Below are 23,261 nucleotides of genomic sequence, written 5' to 3' on the forward strand. Positions count from 1 at the left end.
CTATCTTCTTTTCTATCCATATAACCCTCTACATGTATAACTATAAAAAATTTCCATGTACTTTTCTAAAGACTTTTGATTTTTATAAATCTATGCAAAAAGGAGCGCATGAAAATGCACTCCTTTTACCGTCCATTAGATGTGGGTAAGAGATGTTTTCACCGTTTTAATTTGCTATTTAGTTGTTTAAAAAAGGACACACTTATCCCGTTAACAACTACAATCGCAAATTTCGCACGGTTAATATAAAGACTTTCCATCATATAACCTTGCACTAAAACGGTTGAACTTAACATCCTTTCCCACCTCTTTTCTTTGTAAGATAAATTTATTATACCTTTATCAGGCATACTATACAAGAAAAATCAGTAAACTTCGAATCAAAATAATATTCACTAATTTATCAAGTTTCTTTCTATCGAAGAGGCCTTCTTGTTAAAAAGCAAAGCAGTGGATATAATAAAATGAAAACAACGTTGTTATTTTTATTTATGGATGAATCGGAGGGATGAAGATGAGTGTCACTATTAAAGATATAGCTAAAAGTGCTGGAGTAAGCTATTCCACCGTTTCAAAGGCACTTCGTGATAGTCCATTAGTAAAGAAACCTACGAAGGATCTCATTATGGCGGTTGCTAATGAATTAGGTTATCAACCCAATATTGCAGCTAGAAGCCTTGTTTCCAAAAAATCCTTTACTATTGGTGTTGTGTGGCCTACCATTGAACAAACCGTTCTCTCAAAGCTTATTACAACTATTAACAAGGAATTGGAGGAGCTTTCTTATACAACATTGATATCTATAAATGAAGTAAAGTCTGCTTTAAAAATCTTTAGCCGCTATCAAGTAGATGCCATACTAGTATTTGATTCTAGTCAATCCATCGTTTCTTCTTATTCAGATGTTCCTATTGTCATGCATGGACTAGCCAATAAGCAAACTCCTTATCCTGTTATTGATGTAAATCGCCAAAAAGCAACTTATCAAGCTGCGCAATATCTTTATAAGATGGGGCATCGTTACATTAGCTATATTGGAGATGTAGAAGGTGATAAACTGCAAAAAGAAAAGGTCAAGGGATTTGAACAGGCGATTTTAGAGTTGGAATTACCGACTTATTCTTTTCAAAAAATACGAGTGAATAATTTTGAACAATATGACGGCTATGAGGCTGCTAAGCAATTACTAACTTTAGCTAAACGGCCAACTGCCATTCTTACAGGGAGCTATGACCTTGCGCGCGGTGCTCTTCAAGCTATTTATGAATCTAACTTATCCATACCAAATGATATTTCTATAATTAGTTATGATAACTTTCCAGCACTAGAGCATTTTGATATACCCCTATCAACAGTCGGAGTTCCACTAGACAAAATTAGTGAAAAAACAATTGAAATATTGATGAAAGTGATTAACGACGAAGAAGTAGAAACTAAAATTTTTATGGAACCAGAATTAAAAATTACAAATTCCTGCACAAAAATCTCCTAGATAATAAAAGGAAACTTCTATGAAAATAGAAATTTCCTCCTGTCAAACTAACACTCTATCTAAAAGTTCACCAATGAATCTAGTTTTACTGGCATGCCAGTTTTTATAGAAATATTTCCGGCAATCCCTGTTAAAATAGATTTCACGCCGTCAATATGGGTGGCGGCACGATGAAACCGATCTTCGACAGGCTCCCCAAATATATCGCGAAGCAATATTGGATCTCCTCCACCATGCCCCCCCTCTCCCTCTTCTATCTCTACTTCATATGGTTTTCCTAGCATGGGATGCACAGTAATAGATTTTGAGGATAAGGCTCCTTCCTCTTCCTTATTACCTCCTGAATTAACATATGATTTTTCGACTACGTTGACTTCTAATCTGCCCTTTGATCCATTTAAAACAACATTGAATCCTTCCCACGGTGCATAAGCATGTAAAGAATAAGTGAGAATCGCTTTATTTTTAAACTTAGCTATTAACCCTAATGTGTCTTCTGTGCTAATGCCATCTCCAAACACACTTTGATCTCGCTGATATCCATCTTCTTTTTCGGCATTCAGATACATTTCCTTTAAGTGCTCATTTTTTTCTAAGTGTAAGGCAAAATGATCCGATTTTGCATATTTACTGCCATAAGCTCTTTGATAAAACTTAGTTTCTCCGCGTTTTTCCGCATTTTCTCTTCCATAAAACATCAAGTCCCCCATTGCTAAAACAGTATCTGGATAGGACTGCAGCCAGAAATTAACAAGATCAAAATGATGAGTTGATTTATGAACAAGCAAGCCGCCACTATTCCGTTTATCCCGATGCCATCTTCTAAAATAATCAGCTCCATGCTCTGTATTCAGCAGCCATTCAAAATGTACAGCATGCACATCTCCAATTACTCCATCTTCAATTAATTCTCTAATTTTGGTATTATGGGGAGCATAGCGATAGTTAAAAGTTACTCGTAGTTTTCTATTTGTACGTTCCACTGCATCTAAAATACACTGTGCCTTTTCTTCGTCAATCGTCAATGGCTTTTCTGTAATAACGTCACATCCCAATTCCATCGCCTTTATTATATATGTATGATGGGTGCGATCCATTGTTGTAACAATGCAGTAATCTGGGGTTTGGTCTTTCAGCATTTGTTCAAATTGATCTGCTGTATATGTTGGAACCTTTTTATAACTATACTTTGATTCTAATAGATGGTTAGCATAATCCATTCTCGTTTGATTTAAATCACAAAAACCTACTAAATCTGCCGTATCTCGAAAATCTCGCGCAACTGCTCCATAAAAAAATTCCGCCCGTCCACCTGTTCCCACTAATGCATATGTTTTCTTCTTCATAATTTTTCCTCCTTATTGTTTAACCATTTTGATTACTGCCTAACATAAACTTATTGTTGTTTTTAACCACATCAAGAAACTTTGTATACATGGAAAGTACTATAAGCACACACAATAGAAAACGTTTACATTTTATTAATAAATTAATGAAGCTATCTGCTGTGCAATATTTACAATCGAGGATCAAAATAAATAGAGAGTACAATTGAAAAATAACAACGTTGTTATTTTCGATTATAAAGGAACTTTCCCTATATATCAACCATCTAAAAGTCCCCTTTTACCACATCCTTATGTGAAAATACAACATAATTAGATTGATAGCTCCTAATACCACTTTGTTATTAGGAGCTACAAGCATTATATTTGGGACATTATTATTTTGTAGCTATAGGCCGGAATTTTATATGTTCCCTCCACTAATTTTTTCTTACTTTTCCACTCCCAACTATTTTCTGGCACGGTTATGTCACCAGTTCCTCCATCCATATTTATCGCAACCCAGTAAGTGGCATTCCCTCCGATTCTCGGGATAAGAACAGTACCAGGAGTGGCTTTTATCTCCCGTCTTATAGCAGCTATTTCTGCATAATGCTGAATCAATGCCTCCAGCATTTCTTCTCCTGATTTGCCAAGGGGAAAACTGCCAAGCATAACTATTTTTCCTTTGCCCCTTTTAGTCTCTTTGATAAATGTTCCTCCAGCACCTAGTCCTTCTTTGATTAAGCCTATATTTCCTTCTTTTTCGGTATTAAAAATAGTGCTCCATAAGCCTAACTCTGCTGTGATTCCAAACGCTTCCCCTAATGTATTCGTTCCGTCTAATGGATTTGTAAATAAAGCCTCCGTACCTGCTGCCTTTTCTAGCTCTCCAAGTGCACAATCTGTATGGATAGTATGTTCACTCGTACGTCCTCCGGTAAGCGGGCCCACAATCCAAATCCCTCCTTTTTCAACAAATGTTTCGGCTCTTTTTATATACTCTGTTGAAAGATAAGGAATAAATGGGGTAAACAATATTTTATAACCATCTAAGTCTGCTTTTTCCATAATCAAGTCACGTTGAATGCCCAAAGAAAGGAAGCGTTCATAAAAACTCGTTAAAATCTGTTTATATTGAACTCCATTAAATGGCTCTGTTTGAAAATAGGCTTTAGCCTGGTCCGAATAGCAAATCGCCACCTCTGCTTGCTTTGGCCTCGTATGAAGCAGAAGCGGTTCTAATTCTTTTCGAATTCGTTCTACTTCTAATACATTTTTATAACCAATTGTTGGATTTCCCCAAGCACTAATAACAGATCCATGAGAAATCTCACAACCGCTTCGCTGTTGTCTCCAAAGCCAGTAGCAAAAACCTTCAGCTCCTGCAGCATAAGCATATGCTGCTTCTGCCTGCAAATAACCATCTAAATGTGGATTTGCATATCTTTCCAGTGATGCACTAAAAGAAGTACTTGTTTCCATCAGCCAAAATGGGCTATCTTTCTTTATGTTTCTATACAAATCACACAGCATCATAAAGGAACTAGCATTTTCCTGGACCGCATATGTATCAAAAGAAGCAAAATCTAGATTTTCAAACAATAATGCTTGATCCAGATCAAAAAAGACTGTTGCATTATGTGTAATAGGTGCATTTGAATGTTGACGAATAATAGCGGCTTGCTCTGTTGCAAACTCTGCTATTTTTTCATGTGTGAATAATTTATACATTGTTAATAAAGATGCATTATGCAAAAAAGGTGTTTGTTTAGGCTGTGGAATTTGTTCAAATGTTTGATAGTATTGGCTCCATATATGTGTGCCCCACGCTTCATTTAAATTTTCAATTGTTTCATACTTTTGTTTTAACCAACGATGCCATTCAGATTTACAAGTATCACAAAAGCAGTCTCCGACATGACATTTAAATTCGTTATCTAACTGCCAGGCAATGATACCAGGCAGCTCTCCTAACTCCTTTGCCAGTGTCTCCGTTATAATGGCTGCCTTTTCACGAAAATAGCCATTATTTGTACATACATGCTGCCTTGCTCCATGACTCATAACAGTACCATTTTTATCTACATGCATACGTTCTGGATGTTGATAGGACATCCAGATTGGCGGTGTTGCAGTCGGTGTGCATAGGATAGTATCAATACCATTATCTTTCAATTTCTTAATCACTTCTTTCAAAAAAGAAACATTCACATTTCCTTCTTCTTTCTCGATAAAGGACCAAATAAATTCACCTATACGCACCACATTAATTCCTACTTCTTTCATTAGTTGGATGTCTTCTTCAATAATTTCTTGATCCCATAGCTCTGGATAGAAGGCTGCTCCATGATATAACTTTTGCAAATTTATTTCCTCCTCCTTATAACTTTCTGCTAACAATAACTGTATAAAAATTCGGATAGACATAAAATCGCTAATGACTGTCCATATGGCATCGTAGTCATCGGAATTTGGCGATAAAATTCCAGTGTTTCTCCCATTCCAGTTCCTACTGATACTTTTTGTAAAGCACCTTGTTCATTTATTTCTTGGATAATTGCCTGTACTGCCTTTAAAGCAACCTCTTTATATTCCGAGCCAATGTACCTTTTGTGAACTGCTTTCAATATTCCGTACGCAAAGCCAGCCGTGGCGGATGCCTCTAAATAGGAGGATCGATCGGTAATCAAGGTATGCCACATACCTGTTTCATGTTGATATTCTTTTAATCTCTCTATCTGCCTAGTTAGTGTCTCTAATAAATATTCACGAAAGAAATCTCCCTTTGGCAGTTCAAGCAAATCGATTATTTCAGGAATAGCAATGGTAATCCAGCAATTACCTCGTGCCCATAGAGCCTCCGCAAAATGGTGATCCCCCTCAAACGTCCAGCCATGGAACCATAATCCCGTTTTTCGATCACACAGATATTTTGTATGAATTAGAAACTGCTTTTTCGCTTCTTCTATATACATTTGGTTATGAAGCAGTTTTCCAATTTTTGCAAGAGGTAAAACAGTCATCATTAGTGTATCATCCCATAGCTGATTTTTATTTTCAGGTCCATAGGTCATGTGCTGAAGTCCACCTTCTTTTGTCCTTGGCATTTCATATAGCACCCAGTCAGCCCACTTCTCTAAATAAGGTAAATACGTTTGATCCCTTGTATCTTCATATAGGTATGCCAAGGTAAGCAGAGGCGCCATCGTATTGACATTTTTAGGTGGAACTCCCTCTTTTAATCTTCGGTAATACCATTCTGTGATTATTTGCTTTGCCTTTTGATCATTCGATATTTTCCAATAATTATAGATTCCATATAAGCCTACACCCTGTGGCCAATTCCATACTTCCCAGCTTTTATCATCCACCACAACTCCATCAAAATGTAGTAAGTACGCACCTGTTTGATCTTTAATACTCGCTAAATTCTCCATCAACTTTTCTATCGAACCAACCACTTTTTGTTTTTCTAACAAAAGTCTTGTATCAACCATCTCTTTCCCTCCATGTAAAGAATAAAGAAAATGTTCAACTGAAAAGATCTCTTTTTTCCGCTGCTATTTTAAGCCACTTGTACTGATACCTTCCACAATATACTTTTGGAATACGAAGAAAATCAAAATAACTGGTAATAATGAGACAACAGACATAGCAAACATTGCTCCCCAATTTGATGCTGACTCCGTATCTAAAAATAATTTTAGAGCTAGAGAAACAGGGTACAATTCTGCTTTATTTAAATATAAAACTGGATTGATTAAATCCTCCCATTTCCAATAAAACGAAAATATAGCAGATGTTGCTAACGCAGGTGTTATCAAAGGTAATATGATGCGAAAGAAGATACTAAAGCGGCCGCACCCGTCTATTCTAGCTGCTTCATCTAACTCTACAGGGATGGTACGAATAAACTGGACAATTAAAAAGATGAAAAAGGCATGCCCAAAAAACTGTGGAACAACGATTGGTTTAAAACTATTTATCCAGCCTATTTTGGCAAAGATGATATATTGAGGAATCATTAATACTTCGTGTGGAAGCATCATCGTCACCATCATGCATGCAAACCAAAAGCTTTTGCCTTTAAACTGAATTCTCGCAAATCCATAAGCGATTAGCGCAGATGAAACTACCGCACCAATGGTGGAAAGTCCAACAATAATCAAGGAGTTTTTAATGAAAGTACCAAAAGACTGTCCAGCAATTCCCTGCCAGCCATCTGCATAGTTGGTCCAAATAAATCTTTCCGGAATAAGCGAATGAGCAGTAACAAAGATAGAGGAACTTTCTTTAAAGGAGCTCACAATTAACCATATAACAGGATAGAGCATAATTATAGCAATGATGCTAGTAATCAGATGAAAGAGTATTTTTTTCGGTCTGATCTTTTTTCTTTTCTTTTCTATTGTTGGCCTGATGTCTGGTTCGATAACATTATTGGTTGCTTGTTTAAATGTCTCCACCTTTATTAATCCTCCTTCGACTCGTAATAAACCCATAAAGATGATGTTTTAAATAAAATGAGTGTGGTAAGGCCTACGATAATCAACATTACCCATGCCATGGCAGAAGCATATCCCATTTGGAAAAAGTTAAATGCTTTTTGGAATAAATAAAGTGGGTATAGTAAAGTACCATCTAGAGGACCACCCTCCCCTTTAGAAATAATGTAAGCTGGTGTAAAAGTCATAAAGGCAGATATTGTTTGCATGACTAAATTAAAAAAGATAATGGGGCTTAAAAGCGGTAATGTAATTTTGAAAAATTTGCGAATAGCATTTGCGCCATCTACACTTGCCGCTTCATAATATGTTGGCGGAATATTTTTTAGTCCTGCCAGGAAGATAAGCATGGAAGAACCAAACTGCCATACAGCAAGTAGAATCAATGTCCATAAAGCGCTTGTCGGATCTTGATACCACAGAATCTTGTTATCAATTCCCATAAAGAACAATAGCGCATTGATTACTCCTTCGTTACCAAAAATATTACGCCACATAATCGCAACTGCCACACTACCTCCGATAATCGATGGAAGATAAAAAAGTACGCGGTAAATCCCTATTCCTTTCATGTTTTGGTTTAAAAGCATTGCTACAAATAAAGCAAACATTAAACGTAGAGGAACCCCTGCAAGTACATAATAAAAAGTAACACTTAATGATTTCCAAAACTTCTCATCTCCAAAGAACATTTCTTTATAATTACCAAGCCCTATCCATGTCGGGGTTGTAAATAAATCATAATTAGTGAAGGATAAGTATAAGGAAATAAGCATCGGAACAACCGTAAATGTTGTAAATCCAATAATAAATGGTGATATAAAAGCATATCCGGATAAATTATCTTTTAATGCACGTGATTTCATAACGAAGACAACTCCTCTCTAATCAGAAATAAAGCACGAATCATTCAAAATAGAACTTTTCGTGCATTTGGTCAAGGTTGGATATGTGCTTTCATGAAAATGTTCTTTAATAGAAGGCTACAGGAGCTCTCTATTTATTTCTTCCTAGAATTTCATTTGCTTGTTCTCTAAATTTCTCTGCACCTTCTGCTGGCTTAATTTGTTTAAATAATATTTGATCGGAAACATCTTTCAGTGCTTTAATTACTTCTGCACTTCCAATCGGATCTGGCGGATCTGCCTGGCTTGCATGTTGTGCCGCAGCTTCTACGTATTCGACAATTTTTGTTTCTGACTCGCTTAACTCTGGCTTGATTGCCTCAGATACTTCAGTAGAAACTGGTACTCCTCTTTCTCCTTTAATCAATTTATTTGCTTCCACATTATTCACAAAGTAATCAATAAATTTTGCTGCCTCTTCTTTTACCTTCGAACTTTTCGGAATAGAGAATAACATACTTGGTTTTAAGAATAAGGCACTTTCCTGTTCTTGGGCTGGAGGAAAGTTAATGGTAAGAGAATCATCGGTTAATTGAGAGAATGCTAAGTATTGATTAGAGTAATTCCATGTAAATCCAGTAGCACCTTTTACGATAAAATCATCTTCCATCCCTTTTATTTGTGCTTGTTCATCTGGTGTTGGAGATGCATCTGCCTCAATTAAGCGCAATTGTCTTTCAAAGTAATCAATAAATAATTGATCATCCTCGTAAGCTAACCCTGTACCATCTTCCTTATAAAAACGCTCCCCTTGTGTTCTTAAATAATACGGAAAGAATACATCTGGGGGATGCATCCCATTCGAACCATAGATTCCTAGTTTTTCTTGTAGCAGCAAGGCTGTTTTTTCATAGTCATCCCATGTCCAAGTTTGGCTGTCAAACTCAATTCCAGCCTCTTTTAATAAGCGATCATTGGAAATAACGGATAATACATTCACACCTGCTGGTAACCCATAAAGGCTATCATCGATTTTCCCTCCTGAAATATTATTTTCAGGAATATTTGCTGTATCTATTGTTCCATTTTCAAGATAAGGTGTTAAATCTTCCAATTGTCCTTTTTCACCGTACTGAGATAAATAGGCCATATCCATTTGAATTACATCAGGTAATTGGTTTGCCGCCGCCTGCGGAGCTAACTTTTTCCAATAATCATCCCAGTTAGCAAACTCTGGCTCGATGTTCACATTAGGATTTTCCTTTTCATACATCTCAATAACTTTTGTTGTGTAATCATGACGAGGCTGACCACCCCACCACGCAAACCGGATGGTAATCTTGTCGCTGCCATTTTTTCCATCTGATTCGTTACTGCTAGATGCACTACAACCGCTAAATGCTGTTACCACAAACAGACTTAAGGCTAAAATGAGAATCTTCCTCACCAAATCCCCCTCTTCCTTCTTTATTGTAAGTGCTTTCATCATGATTCTAAATGTTATTACCACATGATGGAATATAAAAAATAGAGAAATCCTGTTTAAAAAACAGAGGTATTTATTTTAGAAAATTCATCAGTAAAAAGCTCCTAATCTCTTCTTTCCCAAAGAGATTAGGAGCTTTTTATCGTGCGTTCTTATATTCAGAAGGGGTATATCCCGTATGTTTTTTAAATACCTGACTAAAGTATTGCGGATTATCGCCGAATCCAATCATTTCTGCCAGTGTTAGTATTTTTACATCATCCGTCTTCTGAATTTCTTCCATTGCCTTATTCACTCTCATTCTCGTCACATATGTCGAAAACTTTTCCCCTGTTTCTTGCTTAAATAATTTGCCTAGATAATCTGCATTCATATAAACCTGTTTAGCAACCCACTTTAAAGAAAGGGCTGGATTGCTTAATTCACTATTAATTATTTCTTTCATTTGCTCGATTATATGCGACTGAGAAGATTTATGTTTTTCATAATAGATAAAGGTGATTTCCTTTGTATGATGGAGTAAAAACTCCTTCATGGCCTGAATGCTATCGACTTCTAGTAAATAAGAGATTTTCCCCATATAGTCAGGCAGACTTTTAGCCCAGCATGTTTGGATCATGGTGAGAAAAAGTTGAATAACATAGGTTCTTGTCAAATGAATCGGATCTCTTTTAGCTGCAATCTGCTGGAATATATCGTCCATCTCTTGCTTTACTTTATTCCAATTTCCTGATTTTATTTCTAAAAACAATGGTAAATCTCCAAATTCCAAGTTATTTATTTCCTGTTCCTGCTGAATATCTTTTTTTGTTATTATGCTTCCCTCTCCTAAATAAAAACGATGACTTAGACATTCAAGCGCTTCTTGATAAAGTTTTCGCGTTAATGTAATAGGACCTGCTCCGCTCACAGCAACCGTCATATCCATTTCGTAGACAGCATAGAAATTTTTACGGATCTCTTCAATTCTCTCTTGTAATTCATCCTGGCCATTATTTTCATCTACTAGAAACAAAATATATTCTCCGATATTAGACGATAGAATAGGTGATTCAAAAATGTCACTTCCAACATTCTCTAACATAAATAAATGTTCATAGTTAAAATCTCCTTCGAGATGAAACAGCACAACAAAAACTTTCTTATCTTCTAATCTAGTATGAAAAATTCTTTGATAATAGGCTAAAACGTTTTTTTCTGATTTTTTACTAGTAACAAGCTCTGTCAGTAATTGCTTTTTTACAAAAGGCTGCACAGTATCCATTTTCTTTTTCATTTCTAGCAAGTAACGCTTTCTTTTTTCTTTCATCCGAATTTCACTAATCGTCTGTTGAATCGCTTCCATAATTTGCTTTTCGTTACAAGGCTTTAATAAATAATGTTTAACTCCATACTCCATTGCCTTTTTCGCAAAATGAAATTCGGAAAATCCAGATAGAAGGATAAAATGAATAGAAGGATATTCCTTTTTAATTTTAGAAACTAACTCAATGCCATTTAATCCCGGCATCTTTATATCACTAATAACAATATGCGGCTGTAAATTTTTAATTAATTGATAGGCTTCCATCCCATTGGCAGCCTTACCCACGAGCCTTGTATGTAACATATCCCAGTCAATAATACTAGAAATGCCATCTAAAATGATTTTTTCATCATCTACTAGAATTACCTTATACATGTTCTCACCGCCATTTATTTGGAATAATTAGATGTACTTGTGTTCCTGTTCCTCGTTTACTTTTAATTATTAAACCAAATTCCTCACCGTATAGAAGCTTTATCCGTGAATCAATATTATAGAGGCCGATTCCAGTTCCTCTTGTTTTTACTTCCTGCTTTCTAACTCTTGCTAATAGTTCCTCCTCCATTCCTGGTCCATTATCCTCTACTGTAATATGCAAATTATTTTCTCTAAGAACAGCACGGACCGTTATTTTGCAAGGCTCTATCATCTGTTCGAGTGCATAATGAATAGCATTTTCTACGAGCGGCTGAATCATCAATTTAGGTATATAGCAATTTTTCGTCTCTGGAGGTATCATTTTATGAAAAGTTAAGCGGTCACCATATCGATATTTTTGTATTCTTATATAATGATCTACAATAAATATCTCCTCTTCTAACAGAACTGCATCATTTTTTGCACTAATGGCATTCCGCAATAAGTAACCCAATGACTCCACCATACTGGAAATATCAGTTTGCCGATTCATCTTTGCCTGCCAATTAATCGATTCCAATGTGTTGTATAAAAAATGGGGGTTTATTTGTGCCTGTAATGCTTTAAATTCTGTATCCTTAATTAATAATTGTTTCTCATAGTTTTCTTTGATTAATGTATTAATACGTTCAATCATCAAGATAAAATGATCAGTAAGAATGCCGATCTCATCATTCGCTTGCACAGGCTGCAATGTATTTTTTATGGATAAATCTCCTTTTTGGACATTTTTCATCGCAGACACTAACTGTTCTATTGGCTTTGTCAGTTTACTAGAAAAAACGACTGCCATAAATAAAACAACTAAGTTCAGCAAAAAGAAAATCGCCAGCATAATGTATTTTGTAGTTTGCACTTTTGCAATAATCGAATCAAATGACACAATATTCCAATAAACCCAGTTAACATAGGAGGAAGAAGTATGTGTAATAAAGTATTTCTGACCGCCTATTGACTGAATTTCATAGCCGACCTTCTGATTCGGCAAATAGGGAATATTTTCTATTTCTTTGAATATTCCTTTATAAAAGAATTGATTATCTTCTCCGCTAATCATCATATTACTTGTCACTTTATTATTTTCTGATACACTGTCTTCTACAATTTTATCTACATTGACTTGAATAAGGAGTGTGCCTAAATTATCTAAACTCAAGTTCTGATGGGTTCTGATTTTGCGAATAGCAAAGATCTTATTGCTGTCTGTCTCTGTTACCCACTGGTTAGCTCCTTTTTTTCCTTCTCCTATCTCAATCCATTTCTCCTTTTTTTTTGAAATCATGGATGATGTATATCCGCCAGCTCGATATTCCCTTCCATTTGCATCAAATATGTGAATCGCATGAATATATTTTGAAGAGCCCACGTACTCTGTCAGCAGATCCCAAAGCTGGTTATCCAGCTGATAGCGCTGGTAAGGATTGGAGTCCATCTTTATTTCCGAAAGAATTTTTTGAATTTTATTATCTGACATGAGGGAAAAGGAGACTTCCTCAATACTTTTTAATTCTTTTTCTAATTGCTTGGATGACATATGCAAGACATCCGTTGTCTTTTGATAATACAATTGATCGTATACATGAAAGGCATATTGAAATCCAATTAATATAAAGGATAAGGAACCAACCATTATGAATAAAATGGTTAACGTCAACTTTTTCTTTATTTTTAACTGTCGGTATTTATTTATAATAGAAAAAATGAAATGTTTCATCGTTAACCCCTTTTCATTTTTAAACAATCCTTTGTTGGGTCATTTTCTTTAAACGATGATCAATACTGCCAAAAGCTCTGGCAGCCAGCCAAGTAATAACAAATGCAAGGCTACTAATACTAAAGAATAGAAGAAGCGTTATATGAAGTGATGCCAGAAAAGCTATACAAAATACAGCCATAAAGATTCCTACTGTATGGGCGGGACGTAGAAACCCGATAACAAATGCATATTTTATGTATTCTAATAACTTGAGATCGTAGTATGTGTAAACTGGTAGAAGATATAAAAAAGTCGTACTAAAAAAAAGAAGTAATCCACAAATAAAAAAAGAAGAAGTGTTGTGGGGCCATCCAATATGCCGATAATCCGAAAATCCATATAAAGTAACAGGAAAATAAGCATGAAAATCATCCCAAGAATATTGCCTTTCCACCAATCTTGCTTATAGCTGGCCCAAAATAGAGGAAAAATGCGGATATCCCTTTCCACATTCACCCATTTTTTTGTAATGGAAAACATAGCAATACTTGCTGGCATCCATCCAAAAAAGCCTAATCCTAAAAATGTAAAAAATATCCATAGTAAATTTACGTAGGCTAGTCGCGTTACCCATTCGCAAAACTTATAAGCACCATTTGTTAAACTGTGTACCAATCTCCCATCTCCCTTATTACATTTTTATTTATTGTACACCAAATTTGTAAGCCTTTACATACAATTATGTAAAGAAAAGGAAAGCAATCAAAAAATTTTAATAACTATCAAAGACTGGAGTGCTTTAACTGACTCTATCGCTCCCTTCGGATAGGATTCATTCATAAATGAAAAAAATTGGTTTAAGCCTATCCAATTGCGGATATATCAAATACTGAAAAGACAAGTCCAACAGGAGGAGAAAACATGGCTTCTACTAAATTAGCAATACATGAAACGTTAGAATTACATGAAGTACTGACGTTAAAACAGAGTTGTCTCGTAAAATCCTATGCATTACAATCCCTGGTTGATGATGATACTTTAAAAGCAATTTTAGATAATGATGTATCTAGTTCAGAGAAAGCAATCAAAGAACTACAGGAAATTCTAAAACAATAAAGGGACGGGTGATGGGAATGAGTTTCATGGATAAATTAAAGGCCACTGGAAAAATGTGTGATGAGTTAATTGCTACAGAGCTGCTGGTTTCTGCGAAAGCAACGGTAAGAACATATGCTGTTGCCTTAACAGAGACAGCTTCTCCACAAGTAAGAGAAATCCTAAAAAAACAACTCAATGAAGCGATTGACAATCATGCTAAAATCGCCAATTATATGATAAAAAATGATATGTATTATGCCTATGATGTGGATAAACAATTAAAGCATGATAAAGAAAAATTAGACATATCATTAGAATTAGTAAAATAAATTAAAAGAAGGAGATAAGTGATATAGTCAGCTTATCTCCTTCTTTTTAAACTTCAAATCAATATTTTAATATTTTGGGTTTAATTATGTTTATAATAGGGTAAAGTAGTTTATCAAAAACTATTATTTGTGTAGTTTAGTATATTTCATACTTAAATTAAATCCATGGGAGTAACGAAAATGAACACAATAATGTACATAAAGGACGAATTAAAAAATTTCATTAATGAGAATGGGAATACCTTCAATCAAAAATTACTGACAGAAGCAACAAATGTTTCTATAAAAATTACCGATATATTAAATAAAGGAAATATTGATTTGTTAAAAAATGCCAAAAAACTGATATTTTACACAGTAGATCAACAAGAAGCAGATTTAATTTCTTTTGCCAAAGTAGAAGGAATTGCATGGGCTAAACACTCTTTGACCTTAGAATTAAAGCTAGAATGGGTCCAAGCCATCAGAAGAACCTTATGGCATTTTATTAGCATGATTGATGAGGAAAAGGATATCATACATAATCGCGAGGATTATTATGGAATGGAAAAATTATTTAACGAAAAGATAGATCAATTTTTAAATAATTTTTTCCTTAGCTATTCGCATTATAAAGATGAGATGTTGAATAAACAAAGAAAAATGGTTGAACATTTATCTGTTCCCATTATTCCGATTAAACAATCTATTTCCGTTTTACCATTAATCGGTACCATTGACTCATATAGAATTAAAGTTATTGAAGAGAAAGTTTTAAACGATATAGCAGATTCAAAAATTCAAACATTAGTGATAGATCTTTCGGGTACAGCAAAAATGGAAATGGATGTTATTGATTATTTTGAAAAAGTATTAGCTGGTATTTCGATGATGGGCTGTAACGCCATCCTTACTGGACTTAGACCAGAGTTAGTAAAAAAAATGGTGCATGCCGGTATTCATTTTGAAAAAAATGCTGAAACAAGAGGCACCCTCCAAGAAACCTTAAAGAATATTCTTTAAAACTCCTATTGAAAATACTTAGCATGGGTATTCAACCAAAGATAGTCATCTGAATATTGGTTGGATACCCATTATTTTTATTTTTCAATCGTTATAATGGTGGTTATTCCCCCGCAGCCTGAATACATTTTGTTTCCTAATGTGGCGAGTGTGGTTTCGTTTATCCTAAAAAGTCTCAGCCATTCTTGCAGCTGCTAAGGAGGGGCAACGTATATTAAGTTACTTAATTTTAAATAATATATTTTTTATGCGAAATTTTCCAATTCTCTTTCTATACTGGCTATCTTACATATTTATATCACCTGGCTGAATGGGATATAATGCTCCACCCAATGTAAACGATATTCTCCCTGTTTCCTCTGACACAACAATCACTAATGCATCTGATATTTCACTTAACCCAATGGCTGCTCTATGTCTTGTTCCTAATTTATCCTTGCCGTTAAATTTACTTGCAGTTGGAAATATATTGCCTGCAGAAATAATCGAATCCTCTTCGATTAACACTCCCCCATCGTGCAATGGGTTTCCAGGATAAAAAATTGCTTCTAGTAAAGAAGCAGATAATTTTGCATGTAAGGGGATTCCAGAATGAATCAATCTGTCTAAAGAATCCTTACGCTTAATAGCTATTAACGCTCCATGTCGTTTATCAGAAAGAGCTTGGGCGCTAGCAGTAAGGATTTCTAAATTCTTAGTATATGGCTTTAAATATAATTGTAAATAAAATGTAGCTGCACGATGATGAATACTTTTAAATAACTTATTTACTTCCTCAAAATCGTTTAAAATACAGCAATCTTTTTCATCCAGCGTATTTTTTAGTTCGCTAAGTTCCGCCTCTAAATCCTCCAGTAATTGATGCATCTCTTGGTTAAACTCATTAGGTAAATGGTTGTCTCCTTCCATACCAACACTCCCTTTTTTGTTACCTTGTCCAGCTTTAATGAATTTATACAAGCAAGATAATCATTCAAAGGGTTTTGCATGATTGTATTCCATTTTCACTAATGATAGACTGATAGTTGAATATTACTATGGGAGGAAAAATTTCACATATGAAATTTTGGACTTGGACTATTATTATTTTACTATCTGTTACCGCAATAGGTGTTTCTTCCTATTTTATTTTCCAATCATTATTTGACAGCAAATCACCCTTGCAGTCAGAAAACGACCGTCCAGTTGTGAAACAAGCTTCATCAGAGACAGAAGAAAGCTTTGATAAAGAACAGGTCAATACACCAGTCAATGAGGAAGTGGTTGTTCTGGCAGATGGTACAAGTGGACACACCTTTATTTCTAAATGGCATGATTTTTATAACAAAACATTAGGCTGGGGCAGACTAGAAACAACAAACTACGAGAAGCAAAAAGAAGCAGCTTCATCCATCCTGGAGGCTCTAAAGAACATAAAGGTTAACGATGAGCAAATTAAGCAGGATATTAATGATATTGGCGCAAATGCTCAAATAGTAGCAGAGAAAGATGATCGTGTCGCCATGCGAAATCTACATCGCTATTTTCATGATTTAGATATTTATTTTAATGGCTATAATTATGAGCAAACTTTTGGAATTACTGAATTTAGAGGGAACTAATCTTTAAGACGTTCCACTCTCTTTCCGTTTTTTTTAATGTTATTGGGCATTTTTACTTCATCATTATTTAAGTACTTTACGAATTATCTTCTCTTTCTTTTTCGTGTATGGTGGAAAAAGAAAGGGAAGATCTACTTTAGTACTCTTTCTAAGGATACTTTTTTGATGAGAGAATGTTTTAAAACTGTATTCACCGTGATAAGCTCCCATTCCCGAGGCACCTACACCGCCAAAAGGCAGACTAGGCGGGACAATGTGGGTTAACACATCATTAATACAAACACCTCCTGATGATAGGCAACGAATCACTTTCGCTTCTGTTTCCTTGTTATTTGTAAAAAGGTAGAGTGCTAACGGTTTCTCCAGCTTCCGAATCGATTCCATTGCGTCCTCTAGTTTTGTATAGGTTAAAATAGGCAAAAGCGGTCCAAAGATTTCTTCTTGCATTGTTGCGGAATCCCACGTAGCATCCAGTAGCGTGGGTTCAATAAAACGTGTATCTCGATTGTTCTTCCCGCCAAAAAGGATGGTCTTCCGATCAGCTTCTAGCATTGCAATTAAGCGCTGAAAATGTCGATCACTCACAATTCGGCCAAAATCTTCTTTATCTTCAATCTCTTCTCCAAAATAGTTTCCTAGTGTCTTTTCCATTTCGACAATCAATGGTTCTTTAACTGACTCATGCACCATAATATAATCTGGTGCTACACATGTTTGTCCGGCATTTAACGTTTTTCCCCATATAATACGCTTGGCCGCTACATTTAAATTTGCAGTCTCATCGATAATTACTGGACTTTTCCCACCTAATTCGAGCGTTACTGGTGTTAAGTGCTGAGACGCTGCTTCCATCACAATCTTCCCTACCTTCGTACTGCCTGTAAAGAAAATATAGTCAAAATCAGCGTGTATCAATGCTTGATTTGTTTCTATTCCCCCTTCTATTGCACTAATATAAGCAGGATTAAAGGTATTATTTATCATGTCCGTTACAACAGCTGAAACTGTTGGCACAAGCTCCGAGGGCTTTAAGATCGCACAATTTCCTGCAGCGATGGCCCCAATTAAAGGCTCGATTAATAATTGAAAAGGATAGTTAAATGGACCGATAATAAGAACCGTTCCATATGGCTCATATACAGTTTTCCCCCTTGAAGGAAATAGACTCCATGTACTTTTTGCTTTTTGGGGCTTCATCCATCTCTTCAAGTGTTTCGTTGTATGACGAATACTCTGAAGCACAAAGCCAATTTCAGAGGCATATGATTCAAAAGGATGCTTTCCCAAGTCTTTCTGTAGTGCCTTTATAAGAAGAAGTTCTTTTTCTAAAATAACATTTTTTAATTTTTCCAGCTGCTCTATTCGAAAAGAAAGGGGCAATGTTGCTTGCGTCGAAAAGAATGAATTTGTTTGTTCTAATCTTTGATTTACTTCCATTTTTTATTTACGCTCCCTTAATGGGTATTATTTTAATGATGAGTGTATCAAGTAATTCTTCCTATAAGCAAGTTTAAAAAAACACAGTTGAAAAATAACAATAAGGATTTCGCATAAGAATGAAGTTTCTTACACGAAATCCTTGTTATAAACTTTTATGTAAAACATTTAAAATAGTTCTCAACTCTTCTAATGGAATTTGTCCTGGTGCAGATGCCTTATTTGCTGCAGCAAATGTAATTGCAGACCCAAATACTTCTCCTGCCATCCTGCTCACAGCTCCTTTTCCTCCCATTGACATCGTGACAATCGGTTGATTGGGGGCTTCTTCCTTCATCGTAACAGTCGCATCTAATAATGCTATAACATCCTTAACTGATTTTGGCATGACCGCAATTTTGGGAATATCAGCACCTAGCTGGCGCGCCATTTGTAGGCGCGAAACAATTTCCTCCTTAGATGGTGTTTTGTCAAAATCATGATTAGATACGACAACGGCAATTTGTTTAGAATGGGCCATATTTACAACTTCTTTAATGGCTTCCGTCTCCATGAATAACTCTATGTCTAGTAAATCAATCAGTCCTGTTTCTAACACACTTTTGTTTAACGAGAAATATTCTTGCTCCTCTATTTGTCTTTCGCCCCCCTCTTTTGCTGTACGAAATGTAAATAGTAAAGGCATATTGCCAATTATTTCTCTTACTTGCTGCAGCATTTCTATTACCCTTTTTTTATTATCTATTTCTGTGAAATAATCTGCACGCCATTCAAGGATATCTATCCTCAGCTCCTTTAATGCTGCTGCCTCTTCCCTTAGCTCTTCTTTTGTTCTACCAATAAGAGAAACACAAATTTTCGGGATTCCTTCTCCAATAATGACCTCTCTTACCTTTATGCTTTTACTCACCATTTTCCCCTCCAAGAGCTTACTTTTAAGCCAGATCCAATGAATCTATAATAGCATCAACTGTTTCCTCTACCTTGTTTCCATCGGTTGTGACTTTCAGATGGTGATTCCTATAAATTTCTTTTCTCGTATTAAATAACGCCTTTACTTCATCATCAGTCTTACCTTGCAGTACAGGTCTACTATCAATAATAAACGGGATTCTTTCCTTCCACGCCTTAAAGGACATATCGATATATATAACTATCCCATTTTCTAGACAAGCATTGCGAATATCTTCTTGCAGAAAAGCTCCTCCTCCAAGCGAAATCACTTTTTCCTTCTGTTCCGATAACGCCTTAATCAGCTCTTTTTCCTTTTTCCGAAAAAAGGCTTCTCCATAATGGCTAAAAATTTCTGGAATGGTCATGTTATACTCTTCTTCTATCTGATGATCAACGTCTACAAATTCACGTTGAAGTTTTTTCGCTAATTCTTTTCCAATCGTCGTTTTTCCGACTCCCATAAACCCTATTAAAAAAATACTTTTCTCTTTCACTGATCCATTCTGCAGCATGAAATGAAGCCCCCTATAACTATATCCGGCAAAATCTTTCTTTTCATTATAAGGGAAATTGAGTCTTTATCCTAGCAGATTATTGGAATAAATCTGTTTCTTCTCACATATAATGCAGTGGATAAAAGCTATCTTCTTTTGAAAAAACACGTTTTTCTCCCATCCTATATTCTCATTCATGCGCATACGTTCTCTATTAGTTATTTTTTCAATTTTCTAATCCTATCAAGTATTACGTAGTTTTAATGGTTAAATACATTTATAAATTACTATTTTAGAACTTATTTATAATTATTATAAAATTATATTGATTTTTTAATTATAGATGATATTATAATATACATATGCTAAAGAACTAAATTATGAGGTGATTTTTTATATGTCAAATAATCGATTAACGACTAGCTGGGGAGCACCAGTTGGGGACAACCAAAATTCTATTACTGCTGGCCATCGTGGACCAACATTAATCCAAGATGTACATTTACTTGAAAAATTAGCTCATTTTAATAGAGAACGTGTGCCTGAGCGAGTTGTTCATGCTAAAGGGGCTGGAGCTCATGGATATTTCGAAGTGACAAATGACTTAACGAAATATACAAAAGCTAACTTCTTATCTGAAGTAGGAAAAAGAACTCCAATGTTTATCCGTTTTTCAACCGTTGCAGGGGAGCTAGGTTCTGCAGATACTGTTCGTGATCCACGTGGATTTGCGGTGAAGTTTTATACAGAAGATGGAAATTATGATATCGTTGGTAATAATACACCTGTATTCTTTATTCGTGATGCCATTAAATTTCCTGATTTCATCCATACACAAAAAAGAGATCCAAAAACACATTTAAAAAACCCAACAGCTGTATGGGATTTCTGGTCTCATTCCCCTGAATCTTTACATCAAGTAACTATCCTGATGTCAGATCGTGGTATTCCAGCAACATTACGTCATATGCATGGTTTCGGAAGCCATACTTTTAAATGGGTAAATGAAGAGGGAGAAGGCGTTTGGGTTAAATATCATTTTAAAACAGAACAAGGGATTAAAAACCTGGATGTTAATTTAGCTGCTAAACTTGCTGGAGAGAATCCTGATTATCATACAGAAGATTTATTTAATGCAATAGAAAAAGGAGATTTTCCTGCTTGGACACTATACGTACAAATTATGCCATTAGAGGATGCCGATACGTATCGTTTTGATCCATTCGATGTAACAAAAGTATGGTCACAAAAAGATTATCCGTTAATCGAAGTTGGTCGTATGGTACTTGATCGCAACCCAGAAAACTACTTTGCAGAAGTGGAGCAAGCTACATTCTCTCCTGGAACATTAGTACCTGGTGTAGAAGTTTCACCAGATAAAATGCTACAAGGCCGTCTATTTGCTTACAGTGACGCACATCGCTACCGTGTAGGTGCAAACCATAATGCCCTTCCAATTAACCGTCCACGCAATGAAGTAAATAACTATCAACGTGATGGGCAAATGCGCTTTGATGGTAATGGCGGCGGTTCTGTTTATTATGAGCCAAATAGCTTTAGTGGTCCAAAAGAAACACCTGAAAACAAAACAACGCCATTTGCAGTATCTGGAGTAGCCGAAAGTGTAGCATATGATCATAATGATCACTACACACAAGCAGGAGATTTATACCGTCTAATGACCACAGAAGAACGCGAAAGATTAGTCGCAAACATTGTTGGCGCAATGAAACCTGTAGCATTAGAAGAAATCAAGCTTCGTCAAATCGGTCACTTCTACAAAGCAGATCCTGAATACGGCACAAAAGTTGCTGAAGGCTTAGGTCTAAGTGTTCCCGAAACAGTAAAATAATAATAATTGGCGAAAAACCCTCTTTTCTGAGGGTTTTTCTTTTCTATTTGGAGGAGGTTGTAATACTATAATATAAGGATTACAGCCTGTTGTTTGTTGGTACAGTACCCCTTTTAAGTGAAACTCAAACTAATTTTATGATAATTTGTAGTCACTTATTTTTAAGGGATTATTTTCATTGCGTCATTTGCCTAGATGCTTGCTGTTTTTAGCAAATTACTTGCGGGTTTCGGCATTTTTTTGCGGTTATTTATCTTTTCCTTGCGACTTTTCGCTTTTTACTTGCGACTCCGAACCTTTACATACGGCTCCCCCCCTTCGTACAATCCATGCATTTCATCTCAATTATTTGATAATCCCTCAAGAAAGCGCTACTCTTAGAATAGGAAAACTATATTCTAACGAGGTGAAAAGATGGAATTATCAATCAATTCAACAAAAAAACTAAGCAATGGCGTAGAAATTCCTTATTTAGGTTTTGGTGTTTTCTTAGTAAATGATCCAAAAGAATGTGAAGAAAGTGTCCTTGCAGCCATAAAAAATGGTTATCGCTCCATTGATACCGCTACAAGATATGAAAACGAAGAATTTGTAGGCACTGCGATAAAAGCTGCTGGTGTCCCTCGTGAAGAATTGTTTATCACTACAAAAGTGTGGGTAACAGATTTTGGTTATGAAGAAACAAAGAAGGCATTTCATGAATCTTTAAAGAAGCTTCAGTTAGATTATTTAGATCTTTATCTTATTCACTGGGCTGCACCTAGATTTGAAGAAACATGGAGAGCAATGGAAGATCTTTATGAAGAGGGGTTAATCCGCGCAATTGGTGTATGCAACTTCCAAATCCACCATTTAGAAAAATTAGCGGAAACAGCGAGAATCACTCCTATGCTAAATCAAGTTGAAACACATCCTCTTTTCCAACAGGTGGAACTAAGAAATTACTTAGCACAACATAATATTGCCCATGAAGCGTGGGCACCGCTTGGACAAGGTAAGAATGGATTATTCGATTTACCAGCTTTAACGGAGATTGCTAAAAAACACAATAAAACAGTTGCCCAAGTAATTCTAAGATGGCATTTAGAACGTGATACCATCATTATTCCTAAATCAGTTCATGAACATCGCATTATGGAAAATGCTGATTTATTTGGTTTTGCACTTGATTCAGAGGATATAAAAACCATTACTTCCCTCGATACAAACGAACGAAGCTTTGGGAATCCTGATGATATCGAACGGTTTAAAGCGATGCAGGAAGCTGCTTCAAAATAATGTTCCTATATTTAGTCTATTATTGAGTGGCAGGAGGCGTATAACCTCCTACCACTCCACCAAACACAATATAGTTCTGTGCATTTATCAGGAAAAGATTTTGCAGGAGCTTAAGATATATTAAAACAAACAATCAAATTA

General features: G+C 35.5%; 22 protein-coding genes. 7 read left to right on the top strand and 15 right to left on the bottom strand.

Going from position 1 to position 23,261, the window contains the following annotated elements:
* Positions 1–158: 158 nt before the first annotated feature.
* Positions 159–296 (bottom strand): RAxF-45 family protein, encoded by a 138-nt coding sequence (locus MHH96_RS25345; protein ID WP_162837580.1) that lies wholly within the window; start codon positions 294–296, stop codon positions 159–161.
* Between the two features lie 218 nt (positions 297–514).
* On the opposite strand from MHH96_RS25345, the gene MHH96_RS25350 reads away from it, so the two are divergent.
* Positions 515–1,492: a LacI family DNA-binding transcriptional regulator gene (locus MHH96_RS25350; protein ID WP_047942308.1), complete on the top strand. Its 978-nt coding sequence runs from the start codon at positions 515–517 to the stop codon at positions 1,490–1,492.
* 59 nt (positions 1,493–1,551) lie between these two features.
* Here MHH96_RS25350 and MHH96_RS25355 read toward each other — a convergent pair whose 3' ends face one another.
* The 10 genes from MHH96_RS25355 to MHH96_RS25400 all read right to left on the bottom strand — a co-directional run bounded on the left by MHH96_RS25355 (position 1,552) and on the right by MHH96_RS25400 (position 13,750).
* The gene (locus tag MHH96_RS25355; RefSeq protein ID WP_144546548.1) at positions 1,552–2,838 is read right to left on the bottom strand and encodes a Gfo/Idh/MocA family oxidoreductase; all 1,287 of its coding nucleotides are present in this window, start codon (positions 2,836–2,838) and stop codon (positions 1,552–1,554) included.
* A 360-nt stretch (positions 2,839–3,198) separates the two neighbouring features.
* Positions 3,199–5,184: a beta-galactosidase gene (locus MHH96_RS25360; protein WP_186325706.1), complete on the bottom strand. Its 1,986-nt coding sequence runs from the start codon at positions 5,182–5,184 to the stop codon at positions 3,199–3,201.
* Positions 5,185–5,213: 29 nt separating this feature from the next.
* Positions 5,214–6,317 (bottom strand): beta-galactosidase BglB, encoded by a 1,104-nt coding sequence (gene bglB / locus MHH96_RS25365; RefSeq protein ID WP_144546544.1) that lies wholly within the window; start codon positions 6,315–6,317, stop codon positions 5,214–5,216.
* A 63-nt stretch (positions 6,318–6,380) separates the two neighbouring features.
* Positions 6,381–7,253 carry a carbohydrate ABC transporter permease gene (locus MHH96_RS25370; protein ID WP_047942359.1) on the bottom strand — a complete coding sequence of 291 codons (873 nt, stop codon included), beginning with the start codon at positions 7,251–7,253 and terminating at the stop codon, positions 6,381–6,383.
* Between the two features lie 38 nt (positions 7,254–7,291).
* A complete protein-coding gene (locus MHH96_RS25375; protein WP_047942313.1) occupies positions 7,292–8,191 on the bottom strand; it encodes a carbohydrate ABC transporter permease in 900 nt (299 codons plus the stop codon).
* 130 nt (positions 8,192–8,321) lie between these two features.
* A complete protein-coding gene (locus MHH96_RS25380) occupies positions 8,322–9,617 on the bottom strand; it encodes an ABC transporter substrate-binding protein (RefSeq protein WP_047942314.1) in 1,296 nt (431 codons plus the stop codon).
* Between the two features lie 178 nt (positions 9,618–9,795).
* Positions 9,796–11,337, bottom strand: a complete 1,542-nt coding sequence (locus MHH96_RS25385) for a response regulator transcription factor (RefSeq protein WP_328283350.1) — start codon at positions 11,335–11,337, stop codon at positions 9,796–9,798.
* Between the two features lie 4 nt (positions 11,338–11,341).
* Positions 11,342–13,093: a sensor histidine kinase gene (locus tag MHH96_RS25390; protein ID WP_336044858.1), complete on the bottom strand. Its 1,752-nt coding sequence runs from the start codon at positions 13,091–13,093 to the stop codon at positions 11,342–11,344.
* A gap of 19 nt (positions 13,094–13,112) precedes the next feature.
* Entirely contained in the window at positions 13,113–13,274 is a 162-nt protein-coding gene (locus MHH96_RS25395) for a hypothetical protein (protein ID WP_341118304.1), read from the bottom strand.
* Between the two features lie 62 nt (positions 13,275–13,336).
* Positions 13,337–13,750, bottom strand: a complete 414-nt coding sequence (locus MHH96_RS25400; RefSeq protein WP_336044859.1) for a DUF624 domain-containing protein — start codon at positions 13,748–13,750, stop codon at positions 13,337–13,339.
* Between the two features lie 246 nt (positions 13,751–13,996).
* Between MHH96_RS25400 and MHH96_RS25405 the strand changes: the two genes are divergently transcribed.
* The 3 genes from MHH96_RS25405 (at position 13,997) to MHH96_RS25415 (ending at position 15,504) form a co-directional block, all read left to right on the top strand.
* Positions 13,997–14,191: a hypothetical protein gene (locus tag MHH96_RS25405; protein WP_061799119.1), complete on the top strand. Its 195-nt coding sequence runs from the start codon at positions 13,997–13,999 to the stop codon at positions 14,189–14,191.
* 26 nt (positions 14,192–14,217) lie between these two features.
* The gene (locus tag MHH96_RS25410) at positions 14,218–14,502 is read left to right on the top strand and encodes a spore coat protein (protein WP_144546536.1); all 285 of its coding nucleotides are present in this window, start codon (positions 14,218–14,220) and stop codon (positions 14,500–14,502) included.
* Positions 14,503–14,682: 180 nt separating this feature from the next.
* A complete protein-coding gene (locus MHH96_RS25415) occupies positions 14,683–15,504 on the top strand; it encodes an STAS domain-containing protein (protein ID WP_095322146.1) in 822 nt (273 codons plus the stop codon).
* A gap of 285 nt (positions 15,505–15,789) precedes the next feature.
* On the opposite strand, the gene cdaS is transcribed toward MHH96_RS25415, so the two are convergent.
* Positions 15,790–16,413 carry a sporulation-specific diadenylate cyclase CdaS gene (gene cdaS, locus MHH96_RS25420; RefSeq protein ID WP_047942320.1) on the bottom strand — a complete coding sequence of 208 codons (624 nt, stop codon included), beginning with the start codon at positions 16,411–16,413 and terminating at the stop codon, positions 15,790–15,792.
* Between the two features lie 149 nt (positions 16,414–16,562).
* On the opposite strand from cdaS, the gene MHH96_RS25425 reads away from it, so the two are divergent.
* A complete protein-coding gene (locus MHH96_RS25425) occupies positions 16,563–17,105 on the top strand; it encodes a hypothetical protein (RefSeq protein WP_061799122.1) in 543 nt (180 codons plus the stop codon).
* 63 nt (positions 17,106–17,168) lie between these two features.
* On the opposite strand, the gene MHH96_RS25430 is transcribed toward MHH96_RS25425, so the two are convergent.
* From MHH96_RS25430 to MHH96_RS25440, 3 genes are all read right to left on the bottom strand, one after another.
* Entirely contained in the window at positions 17,169–18,542 is a 1,374-nt protein-coding gene (locus MHH96_RS25430) for an aldehyde dehydrogenase (protein WP_144546534.1), read from the bottom strand.
* Positions 18,543–18,687: 145 nt separating this feature from the next.
* Complete coding sequence (gene aroD, locus MHH96_RS25435) at positions 18,688–19,452, bottom strand: type I 3-dehydroquinate dehydratase (protein ID WP_047942362.1); 765 nt, start codon at positions 19,450–19,452, stop codon at positions 18,688–18,690.
* A gap of 25 nt (positions 19,453–19,477) precedes the next feature.
* Entirely contained in the window at positions 19,478–20,008 is a 531-nt protein-coding gene (locus tag MHH96_RS25440; protein WP_047942325.1) for a shikimate kinase, read from the bottom strand.
* Positions 20,009–20,387: 379 nt separating this feature from the next.
* Here MHH96_RS25440 and katA point away from each other — a divergent pair, with 379 nt between their 5' ends.
* Both katA and MHH96_RS25450 read left to right on the top strand, forming a co-directional pair.
* On the top strand, positions 20,388–21,842 hold the full coding sequence (gene katA / locus MHH96_RS25445; RefSeq protein ID WP_047942326.1) for a catalase KatA: 1,455 nt from the start codon (positions 20,388–20,390) through the stop codon (positions 21,840–21,842).
* Between the two features lie 414 nt (positions 21,843–22,256).
* Positions 22,257–23,120: an aldo/keto reductase gene (locus tag MHH96_RS25450; RefSeq protein WP_047942327.1), complete on the top strand. Its 864-nt coding sequence runs from the start codon at positions 22,257–22,259 to the stop codon at positions 23,118–23,120.
* Positions 23,121–23,261: the final 141 nt, after the last annotated feature.

Origin of the sequence: Niallia sp. FSL K6-0212, from assembly GCF_038007605.1 — a bacterium.
Taxonomy (GTDB): Bacteria; Bacillota; Bacilli; order Bacillales; family Cytobacillaceae; genus Niallia; species Niallia circulans.